Below are 9,041 nucleotides of genomic sequence, written 5' to 3'. Positions count from 1 at the left end.
CCCCCGGCCTGGCCGTGGACGCGGAGATCCGCTGGCTCGTGCTCCAGGCCCTCGCGGCCACCGGGCAGGCGGACGAGGCCCGGCTCGACGCCGAGCTCGCGGCCGGCCGCACCGCCCAGACCGTGACCTGGCACCGCCTGGCGACGGCCGCCCGGCCGGAGCCGGCCGTGAAGGCCGCCGCGTGGGAGGCCGTGATGGCCGGGCGCACGGCCGACGGGGTCGAGCTGTCCAACGACCTGCTCTCGGCCACGGCCGCGGGCTTCGCCGCCGGGGACGTGGAGCTCCTCGCCGAGCACGAGGCGGGCTTCTGGCAGCGCCTGGAGCAGGTGTGGGCCTCGCGCTCCAACGGGCTGGCGAGCCGGGCGATCGGCGGGCTCTTCCCGGGCCACCAGGACGCGGTGGCCGGCGACGCCGCGGCGCAGGAGTCCCACCCGACCCTCGCCTCGGCACAGCGCTGGCTCGACGAGCACCCCGACGCCCCCGGCGCCCTGCGCCGCCTCGTGGTGGAGCACACGGACCAGCTGCGCCGGTCCCTGCGCGTGCAGGCGGCCCAGCCGACCGCCTGACCCTCCCCCGCTCCCCCGCTTTCGTGCGGGAGACGGGAGCCTCCCCCACCGCTGTCGTGCGGGAGACGGGAGGCTCCCGGGGGATTGCGGATCCGTCAGCGGACCAGGAACCGCAGCTCGCGTCCCACGCGGCGCAGCCCCAGCTCGTTCGCCGCGCGCAGGGCGGTCCGGTCCCCCGCCGCCGCGGTCTCGACGACGACGGGCCGCTCCCGCAGCGCCGCCACCAGGACCGCGTGCCGGGCCAGGTGCTCCGCCCCGCCACGGGGGTTCAAGGAGAGCGCGTTCATGTCGGCGGCGAGGATCCACCGCTCCTCGACCTGCTCGACCTCGCGGCCCAGGCGCGCGCCCAGGGCCGCGGGGTCGAGGACGCATCCGGGTCCACGCCGACCCGCTCGGCGAGCGCCCTCTGAAGTCCGGCGACCGCCGTCGCGCTGAGCGCGTCCTCGGGCGGGCGGGTGCCGAGGGGTCCTCGGGCAGGCCCAGGAGGGCGGTGAGCGCCTCGGCCCGGTCCCGGCCTCGCGCCGCCAGCGCTTCGAGCGCGGCGGATGCCTCCGTCTCCAGCGGCAGCGCCCGCAGCGCGCCGGCCGGGATCGTCACTCCGGCGGCCTGCGCCAGCGCGGCCAGGTGCTCCCAGTGGGCGTCCTCCTCCTGGGCAGCGGTCATCCCGGGGGCGGGCTCGTCCGGGCCGGTGACCGTCACGGCCGTCTCGGCCACCTCCGACGGGGTGAGCCCGTCCCAGCCCGCGCTCGAGCTCCACCCGCGGTCGGTCAGCAGCGACACGCGCCGGCCGTCGGCGAGCTCCAGCTCGAGCACACACTCCACGGCCACGGTGGTCCGCGGCCGCGCCGGGGCGTCGGAGCGCGCCACCAGGCGGACGGGCGCGGCGTCGTCGTCGCTCATGCGCCGATCCTGCCACGCCGGCCGCCCCACGCCCCGGCCGGGCCGGTCACGGCACGCGGGCGGTCCACTCCTGCGTGCCGAACTTCGTGCGCGCGAGCTCCTCGGCCTCGGCACGCGTGGCGTCGTCGAGCTCCACGCGGCGGGCGCCGTAGCGCTCCTCGAACGTGGCCATCATGGTCTCCCAGATCTCCGGGCGCGCGACGCCGGTCTGACGGCGCAGCGGGTCCACGCGCTTCTTCGCGGAGGCCACACCCTTGCCCTTGAGCTTCTCGCGGCCGATGCGCAGGACCTCGAGCATCTTGTCCGCGTCAATGTCATAGCTCATGGTCACATGGTGCAGGAGACCGTCCTGCCCGACCCGCTTCTGGGCCGCCCCGCCGATCTTGCCCTGGTCCGTGGCGATGTCGTTGAGCGGCTGGTAGAACGCCTGCACGCCGAGCCGGGAGAGGGCGTCCATGGTCCACTCGTCGAGGAACGGGTAGGACTCCGCGGTCTCGAGCCCGTCCACGAGGGAGCGCGGCACGTGCAGAGAGTAGGTGACGCAGTTGTCCGCCTCCATGAACATGGCCCCGCCGCCGGAGATGCGGCGCACCACGTTGATGCCGTGGCGGCTCGCGCCCTCCGGGTCCACCTCGTTGGCCAGCGACTGGAAGGCGCCGATCACCACGGCGGGCTCGTTCCACTGCCACAGGCGCATGGTGGGCCGACGGCGGCCCTCGGCCACCTGGCGCGTGAGCACCTCGTCCAGGGCGACGGTGAGCGCGATCGGCAGGGGCTCGGGCGGGATGATCTCCCACTCGTGGTCCTCCCAGGTGGTCGCCTTGCCGAGGGCGCGGCGCACCGCCGTGGCGATGGCGTGGGCGTCCACGCCGAACAGCTCGGCGTCCTCGCGCAGGCCGGCCTCGACGGCGGCCTGGATGACGCGGTGCTCGGCGTCGGCCGAGAGGCCGGTGACGGCCGCGTTGAGGTCCTGGAGGGCCTCGTCCGGCTCGAGGAAGAAGTCGCCGTTGATGCTGGCCGCGGCGATGCGGCCGTCGTCGATGGTCAGGTCGGCGGCCACGAGCTTGCCGCCGACCACCTTGTACTCGCCGTGATGCGTGGTCATGCCCGCCAGCCTAGGGACGACGCGCGGGGCGCGGCCAGGCGGTCCGCCGAGGGCGCAGAGGGGTCGGGTCCGTCGGACGCCGACGGACGCCGACGGACGCCGACGGGTGCCGACGCGCCGGGGAAGGCTCCCGTCTCCCGCACGAAAGGGCCAGGGAAGGCTCCCGTTTCCCGCACGAAAGGGCCGGGGGATGCGGACGGGCCCCGCGCCGCCCGGGATGGTCCGGGGGCGCGGGGCCCGTCGTCGTGCTGGTGTGAGAGCGGCTCAGGCCGCTGCGATCACTTGGAGCCGCCGAAGCCCTTGAAGCGCGCGTTGAAGCGCTCCACGCGGCCGGCGGTGTCCATGATGCGCTGCTTGCCCGTGTAGAACGGGTGCGAGGCGGCCGAGATCTCGACGTCGATCACCGGGTAGGTGTTGCCGTCCTCCCACTCCGCGGTCTTCTGCGAGTTCGCGGTGGTGCGGGTGAGGATCTTCTCGCCGGAGGCGAGGTCGTTGAAGATGACGTAGCGGTAATCCGGGTGGATCTCAGACTTCATGGTGCATCCTTCGTGTCAGCCGCCTGATTGGGACCAGGGGCGCGAGAGGTGGGATCGGGGGCACGCCCGACGGCGGACCGACCGCCCACTCTACCCCACCGGCGCCCGTCGCTCCCAGCGGGGCGTCCGGGGCGTGTCGCCACCGTCCCCGACCCGCGCCGTCCCGCCCCGGCTCCGCGCTCAGCGCCCCGCTCAACGGGACCTCAGTTCCCACAGCGCCACGGCCGCCGCGGCGGCCACGTTGAGCGAGTCGACGCCGTCGGGCATGGGGATGACGACGTCGGCGTCGGTGTGCGCCAGCGTCTCGGGCCGGACGCCCGGACCCTCCTGGCCCAGCACGAGCGCCAGCCGGTCGGCCGAGCGCAGCGGCTCCAGCTCCGGGCCGTCCAGGCCCACGGCCCGCCCGGTCACCTCGAGCGCGGCCACCGCGAACCCGGCCTCCCGCAGCGCGGGCACCGCCTCGGCGACGGGCCCCTCCAGCCGCGCCCAGGGCAGGCGGAACACGGTGCCCATGGACACGCGGATCGCGCGTCGGTAGAGCGGGTCGGCGGCCTGCGGGGTGAGCAGCAGCGCGTCCCAGCCCAGGGCCACGGCCGAGCGGACCACCGCCCCGAGGTTGGTGTGGTCCACGAGATCCTCGGCGATGAGCACCCGCCGGGCGCCGGCGAGCACGTCCGTCACGAGGCGCGGCGCGGGGCGGTCCATCGCGGCCAGGGCGCCGCGGTGCAGGTGGAAGCCGGTGAGAGAGGTGAGCACCTCGTCCGGGCCCGTGAACAGGGGCACGTCCGGGTGCACGGCGAGCACGTCGGCGAACGACTCGCGGTACCGGTCCCCCAGCAGGAAGGAGCGGGGGGTGTGCCCGGCGGCCAGGGCCCGGCGCACCACCTGGGAGGACTCGGCGAGGAACACGCCGTGCTCGGCGTCCACGCGGCGGCGCAGGGCCGCGTCCGTGAGCGTGGTGTACGGGGCGAGCCGGGGGTCCGCGAGGTCCTCGGCCCGGGCGAGCCGGACCTCCCGGCCGTCCGGACCCGCCGTCGCCGCCGGCTCAGCCACCGTCCACCAGCCGCAGGACCATGCTCACGAGTCCCGCCAGGCCCACCACCACGATCACGATGCGCAGCACCGTCGGCGAGATCCGCCGGCCGATCCGGGCGCCCACGAGGCCGCCCACCATGGAGGACGCGGCGATGAGCAGCACCGCGGTCCAGTCGATGCGGTCGAAGGCGAACAGCAGGTACGACGTCGCGGCGACGAGGTTGACCGCCAGCGAGAGCCAGGTCTTGATCGCGTTGGCGTGCACGAGGGTGCCGCCCACGAGGAACACGCCGAGGATGCCCATCAACAGCACGCCCTGGGCCGCCACGAAGTACCCGCCGTACACGCCGGCCAGGAACACGAGGACCCAGAGCACGGGGCTGACGGGCCGGCTCGGCCGGGCCGGGACGTCCACGACACCGCCCTCGCGCGCCGCCGAGCGGCGCCGGACCCAGGCCTGCAGGCGCGGCTGGAGCACCACGAAGGCCAGCGCGACCACGATGAGCACGGGCGCGGCCACGCCGAACACCTCGGCCGGCAGCAGGATCAGCAGGAAGGCGCCGAGCACGCCGCCCAGCAGCGAGGCCACGGTGAGCACCGGCAGCACGGCGCCGGACTCCTTGAGCTCGCGGCGGTAGCCGAACACGCCGGAGAAGCCCGCGGCCACCAGGCCCATGGCGTTCGAGATCTGCGCGGTGACGGGCGGGAACCCGACCGCCACGAGGGTCGGGAAGGTGACGAGCGTGCCGGAGCCGATGACGGAGTTGATCGTGCCGGCCCAGAAGCCGGCCAGCAGCACCAGCAGGGCCTGCCAGAGCTCCAGCCCGAGGACGTCCGCGCCGAGCAGGTCGATCACTGGGCGACGGCGGTGTAGCGGCCATCCGTCCGCGTCACGCGCAGGGGCGTGTCGAAGGCGGCCGAGAGGTGCTCCTCCGTGAGGGTCTGCTCGATCGGGCCCGCGGCCACCGCGTCGCCGTCGCGCAGCAGCAGCGCGTGCGTGAAGCCCGGGGGCACCTCCTCGAGGTGGTGGGTGACGAGCACGAGCGCGGGCGCGTCCTCGTCCCGGGCCAGCTCGCTGAGCTGGGCCACGAGGGCCTCGCGGCCGGCGAGGTCCAGGCCGGCGGCCGGCTCGTCCAGGAGCAGCAGCTCGGGGTCGGTCATGAGGGAGCGGGCGATCAGCACGCGCTTGCGCTCACCCTCGGAGAGGGTGCCGAAGCGCCGGTGCGCCAGCCGGGAGAGCCCCCAGGAGGAGACCAGGCCCAGGGCCCGCATGCGGTCCTCGTCCTCGTAGCTCTCGCGCCACGTGCCGGTCACCCCGTACGCGGCCGTGACCACGGCGTCCTGCACCTTCTCCCCGTGAGGGACCTGCGCGGCCAGCTGCGCAGAGGACAGGCCGATGCGCGGGCGCAGCTCGAACACGTCGACGGCGCCGAGCACCTCCTCGAGGATCGCGACGTCGCCGCCGGTCGGGTGCAGGCGGGTGGCGGCGATCTGGAGCAAGGTGGACTTGCCGGCGCCGTTCGGCCCCATCACGATCCACCGCTCCCCCGCCCGGACCGTCCAGTCCAGGGGGCCGAGGATGTCGGTCTGGCCGCGGCGCACGCGCACGCGGCGCATCTGCAGCACGGCGTCCTCGTCCGGGAGGAACCAGTCGTCGGAAGGCGCGGGAAGGGTCATGGGCTCCACCCTAGTCCGGCCCGCGGGACGACGCTTCAGCGACGCACGGGCCCGCCGACCCCGTCCCCCGCCTAGGATGCGGCGCATGAGCACCCTGCGCCGCCTCGTGGTCACCGCCGACCCCGCCCTCCTCGCCGACCGCACGCCCCCGGCGGGCGTCCCCGACGACGCTGAGCGGCTCCTCGACGACGGCCTGCTGGCCTGGCGGTTCGCCGCGGACGAATGGGCCGCCGCCCCGGAGCCCGGCCCGGGCTGGGTCGTGCACACGCTGCCGGCCGCCGTCGCCGAGGCGCCCGTGCCGCTCGTGGTGACGGACGTGGACTCCACGCTGATCCGGCAGGAGGTCATCGAGCTGCTCGCCGCCCACGCCGGCCGCGAGGCCGAGGTCGCCGCCGTCACCGAGCGGGCCATGCGCGGCGAGCTGGACTTCGCCGCCTCCCTCCACGCCCGCGTGGAGGCGCTCGCGGGCCTGCCGGTGGGAGTGGTGGACGACGTGGTGCGCGCGATCCGGCCCACCGCCGGCGCGCTCGCGCTGATCGAGGCGGTCACCGCGGCCGGCGGGCGGGTGTGCGCCGTCTCCGGCGGCTTCACCCAGGTGCTCGCGCCGCTCGCCCAGGCGTGGGGCGTGCACGCCTACTGCGCCAACGAGCTCGAGGTGCACGACGGGCACCTGACCGGCAGGGTGGCGGGCGACGTCGTGGACCGGGCCGCGAAGGCCGCCATGCTGCGCGCCTGGGCCGAGGACGCGGGCCTGTCCCCCGAGCAGGCCGTGGGCGTGGGCGACGGGGCCAACGACATCGACCTGCTCGACGCCGCCGGCGCCGGGGTGGCGCTGTGCGCCAAGCCCGTGCTGCGGGAGCACGCGGACGTCGTCGTCGACGTCCCCTCGTTCACCCCGCTGCGCTGGCTCCTGGGCCTCTGAGCTGCCCCTGACCCCGGCGGATCCGCCCGCGGACGCACGACGCCCCCGGACCCGTCAGGGCCGGGGGCGTCGTGCGTCGGCGCGGTGGTCAGCCCTGGCCGCGGGCGAGGAAGTCGCGGGCGCCGCCCACGAGCTCGGTGTGGCCGACCTCGAGGTCGTCCCGGCCCACGAGCGCGGCCACCTCGGCGGCGAACTCCTCCACGGAGTACAGCCGGCCGGCGGCCTCGCGGCGGGCGTCGATCGCGCCCGGCTCGGCACGGTCGAGCAGCGTGGCCGTGATGGTGCCCTCGATCATGTCGCCGGAGACGACGGCGAAGCCGACGCCCTTGGCCTCGAACGCGGGGATCCGCTCGCGCAGGGCGTCCTCGCCGGCACGCTTGGAGCGGGCCACGGGCTCGTAGGAGTCCATGGTGGCGACCTCGTCGATGAAGTGCGCCTGGTGCGAGGTGACGAACACGATCTGCCCGCCGGCGGACATGCGCTCGAGGGCGGCGTCGGCCAGCGCCGCCTGCGCGTCCCGGTTGAGCTTCATGGCGTAGTCCTCGCCGAACTGGGACTCCATGCCGCCGGAGGCGTTGAGGACGAGCACATCCAGGGAGCCGAAGTTCTCCACCGCGGCGTCGAGCAGCGCGGCGCGGTCCTCGGCGGAGGTCACGTCTCCGCCCACGGCCACGGCGCGGCCGCCGGCCTCCTCGATCTTCTGCACCACCTTGTTCGCGCGGGGCGCCTTCTGGCGGTAGTTCACCACGACGCCCGCGCCGCGGGCGGCGAGCAGCTCGGCGGTGGCGGCGCCGATGCCGCGGGAGGATCCGGTGACGACGACGCCGCGCCCGGTGAGGTCCTTCTCAGTCATGTTCGTGTGCTTCCTGTCTGCTCTGCGATGGGCGGGAGGGCGGGTCAGTGGCCCATGCCCAGGCCGCCGTCCACGGGGATCACGGCGCCGGAGATGTAGGCGGCCTCGTCGGAGGCGAGCCAGCGCACGACGTCGGCGACCTCCTCCGGCTGCGCGAAGCGGCCAGCGGGGATCGACTTCTTGTACTGGGCCTTCAGGTCCTCACCGAGGGACTGGGTCATCTCGGTGTCGATGTAGCCGGGGGCCACGACGTTGGCGGTCACGCCGCGGGCGCCGAGCTCGCGGGTGATCGAGCGGGCCATGCCCACGAGGCCGGACTTGGAGGCCGCGTAGTTCACCTGGCCGGGCGAGCCGAGCAGGCCCACCACGGAGGAGACGAGGATGATGCGGCCGCGCTTGAGGCGCATCATGCCCTTGGTGGCGCGCTGGACCACGCGGAAGGCGCCCGTGAGGTTGGTGTCGACGACGGAGGTGAAGTCCTCCTCGGACATGCGCAGCAGCAGCTGGTCGTTGGTGATGCCCGCGTTGGCCACGAGGACCTCCACCGGGCCGTGGGCCTGCTCCACCTCGCGGAAGGCGGCGTCCACGGACGCGGCGTCCGTCACGTCGGCCCGCACGGCGAGCACGCCCTCGGGGCCCTCGCCGGAGCGGGAGGTGACGGCCACGCGGTCGCCGTTCGCGGCGAAGGCGCGGGCGATGGCCAGGCCGATGCCGCGGTTGCCTCCGGTGACGAGGACGCTGCGGCCGGAGGCCTTCGCGTCCGCTGCGGTCGGGGTGGTCTGATCGGCCATGGGGCACCTTCCGGGCGGGACGGGACTAGACTGGAGCACCGGCGCGCCCCCGCGTCGCCGTCGTCCCGAGGGACGCCGCCGACGGGCGCGTCGGCCTGTGAACCACCACTCTACGTCCGAGGCCGCGCAGGGTCCCTCCGTGACCCGACGTGCCAGGAGGATCCGCCATGACCAGCTCCGCCGCCGGCTCCCGGGCCGGCCGTCCCGCCCGCGCCGGGCGCGCGACGGGGCCGCAGGTCCAGGGGGTGACGACCGCCTCCGCCCCCCGCAGCGAGGACCGTGAGGCGCGCATGAAGGTGTACCTCGTCCAGATGCTCATCCGCACCGTCTGCTTCGGCGCCGCCCTGTTCACCACGGGCTGGTGGCAGCTGCTGTTCATCCTCGGCGCGGTGGCCCTGCCCTACGTGGCCGTGGTCCAGGTGAACAACGCCGGCCCCCGGCAGGCCGGCAGCCTGCGCGCGGTCCCGGCGGAGGGCCCCGAGCTCACCGCCCGCCCGGCCGACGCGCCCGGCCCGGCCTCCCCCGTGGTCCTGACCGGCGACGTCGTGGACGACCCCCGCGAGGCCGGCCCCCGGGCGCTGCCCCCGGGCTCCCCCTCCGAGGGCGCCCGCCGGCTGCCCGGACGGGGCGCGGCATGAGCGGGGACGGCATGGACC

Annotated in this window: 11 protein-coding genes; 3 read left to right on the top strand and 8 right to left on the bottom strand. The window is 75.4% G+C overall.

Annotated elements, in window-relative coordinates; genetic code table 11:
• On the top strand, window positions 1-566 hold a 566-nt coding region (locus NWP10_RS08865), incomplete at its 5' end, for an ERAP1-like C-terminal domain-containing protein (RefSeq protein ID WP_258300642.1).
• Between the two features lie 95 nt (window positions 567-661).
• Here the strand turns inward: NWP10_RS08865 and NWP10_RS08860 are convergent.
• The 6 genes from NWP10_RS08860 to NWP10_RS08835 all read right to left on the bottom strand — a co-directional run bounded on the left by NWP10_RS08860 (window position 662) and on the right by NWP10_RS08835 (window position 5,819).
• Window positions 662-853, bottom strand: a complete 192-nt coding sequence (locus NWP10_RS08860; protein WP_258300641.1) for a hypothetical protein — start codon at window positions 851-853, stop codon at window positions 662-664.
• A gap of 659 nt (window positions 854-1,512) precedes the next feature.
• Entirely contained in the window at window positions 1,513-2,571 is a 1,059-nt protein-coding gene (locus NWP10_RS08855; RefSeq protein ID WP_258300640.1) for a biotin/lipoate A/B protein ligase family protein, read from the bottom strand.
• Window positions 2,572-2,849: 278 nt separating this feature from the next.
• A complete protein-coding gene (locus tag NWP10_RS08850; RefSeq protein ID WP_017489131.1) occupies window positions 2,850-3,107 on the bottom strand; it encodes a type B 50S ribosomal protein L31 in 258 nt (85 codons plus the stop codon).
• A 192-nt stretch (window positions 3,108-3,299) separates the two neighbouring features.
• The gene (locus NWP10_RS08845; protein WP_258300639.1) at window positions 3,300-4,160 is read right to left on the bottom strand and encodes an RNA methyltransferase; all 861 of its coding nucleotides are present in this window, start codon (window positions 4,158-4,160) and stop codon (window positions 3,300-3,302) included.
• On the bottom strand, window positions 4,153-4,998 hold the full coding sequence (locus tag NWP10_RS08840; RefSeq protein WP_258300636.1) for a sulfite exporter TauE/SafE family protein: 846 nt from the start codon (window positions 4,996-4,998) through the stop codon (window positions 4,153-4,155). The genes NWP10_RS08845 and NWP10_RS08840 overlap by 8 nt, the downstream gene beginning before the upstream one ends.
• Window positions 4,995-5,819, bottom strand: coding sequence for an ABC transporter ATP-binding protein (locus NWP10_RS08835; protein ID WP_258300635.1), 825 nt, complete (start codon window positions 5,817-5,819; stop codon window positions 4,995-4,997). Before NWP10_RS08835 ends, NWP10_RS08840 begins: the two co-directional genes overlap by 4 nt.
• A gap of 85 nt (window positions 5,820-5,904) precedes the next feature.
• Between NWP10_RS08835 and serB the strand changes: the two genes are divergently transcribed.
• Window positions 5,905-6,741: a phosphoserine phosphatase SerB gene (serB, locus tag NWP10_RS08830; RefSeq protein ID WP_258300634.1), complete on the top strand. Its 837-nt coding sequence runs from the start codon at window positions 5,905-5,907 to the stop codon at window positions 6,739-6,741.
• An 88-nt stretch (window positions 6,742-6,829) separates the two neighbouring features.
• Here serB and NWP10_RS08825 read toward each other — a convergent pair whose 3' ends face one another.
• Both NWP10_RS08825 and NWP10_RS08820 read right to left on the bottom strand, forming a co-directional pair.
• Complete coding sequence (locus NWP10_RS08825; RefSeq protein ID WP_258300632.1) at window positions 6,830-7,594, bottom strand: SDR family oxidoreductase; 765 nt, start codon at window positions 7,592-7,594, stop codon at window positions 6,830-6,832.
• 44 nt (window positions 7,595-7,638) lie between these two features.
• Window positions 7,639-8,385 (bottom strand): beta-ketoacyl-ACP reductase, encoded by a 747-nt coding sequence (locus tag NWP10_RS08820; RefSeq protein ID WP_258300628.1) that lies wholly within the window; start codon window positions 8,383-8,385, stop codon window positions 7,639-7,641.
• Between the two features lie 167 nt (window positions 8,386-8,552).
• Here NWP10_RS08820 and NWP10_RS08815 point away from each other — a divergent pair, with 167 nt between their 5' ends.
• The gene (locus NWP10_RS08815; RefSeq protein ID WP_258300626.1) at window positions 8,553-9,023 is read left to right on the top strand and encodes a DUF3099 domain-containing protein; all 471 of its coding nucleotides are present in this window, start codon (window positions 8,553-8,555) and stop codon (window positions 9,021-9,023) included.
• Window positions 9,024-9,041: the final 18 nt, after the last annotated feature.

The organism is Micrococcus sp. HG099 (assembly GCF_024723355.1).
Lineage (GTDB): Bacteria > Actinomycetota > Actinomycetes > Actinomycetales > Micrococcaceae > Micrococcus > Micrococcus endophyticus.
Note: the sequence above shows the minus strand (reverse complement) of the source record. Positions and strands in the feature narration are given on the sequence as shown.